Raw genomic sequence first — 744 nt, forward strand, 5'->3', positions numbered from 1 at the left:
CACCGGCACCGCGATCGACCCCGAACACCCATTCTTGGAGGTGATCTGGTGGGCGTGGCTGTCATGCCCCAGCAGGTAGGTGACCGACACCTGCGAGCAGTCGATCGTCCCGTCCTCGGGATCGGACACGTTCACCTGGAAGGGCACCGTGTCGCCGAAGGAGAACAACTGCCCCTCCACCGGCGAGACGAACGCCACCGACGGCGCGGTGTTGCCCACGTTCACCGTCACGCTCGCCGTCCCGGTCAGCCCCTGGGGGTCACGGACGGTCAACGTCGCGGTGTAGGTGCCGTTGGTGGTGTAGGTCTTGGTCGGGTTGGCCGAGGTGGAGGTGGTCCCGTCCCCGAACGCCCACGAATAGCTCAGCGCCCCGCCCTCGGGGTCGGAGCTGCCCGCCGAAGAGAAGTTCACCGTCAGCGGCGCCGCGCCGGAGGTCTTGTCCGCGCTGGCTTTGGCGATCGGGTTGCGGTTGGCCTTGCCGATGTACTCGATCCGGTACAGCGCCTGGTTGTTGGACCCGGTGCCGTAGTCCAGGACATACAACGCCCCATCAGGGCCGAACGCCATGTCCATCACCTGCGTCCCCGACCACGGGAACGCGCTGATCTCGCCGTACCCGCCATCCGAGCGGACCTCGATCGCCTTGATCCACTTGCGGCCGTACTCCCCGGCGAAGAACCGCCCGTCCAGCGCCTGGGGGAACTTCACCGACGAGTTCAGGTTCGGGTCATACCGGTAGACCGG

1 protein-coding gene is annotated in these 744 nt (G+C 66.9%); it reads right to left on the bottom strand.

The annotated features are described in order from the left end of the window. Positions 1-744: PKD domain-containing protein (locus F5972_RS36810; RefSeq protein ID WP_150940780.1), on the bottom strand; the 744-nt coding region annotated here is incomplete at both ends.

It is taken from the genome of Microbispora cellulosiformans (assembly GCF_008728085.1).
GTDB classification, from domain to species: domain Bacteria; phylum Actinomycetota; class Actinomycetes; order Streptosporangiales; family Streptosporangiaceae; genus Microbispora; species Microbispora amethystogenes.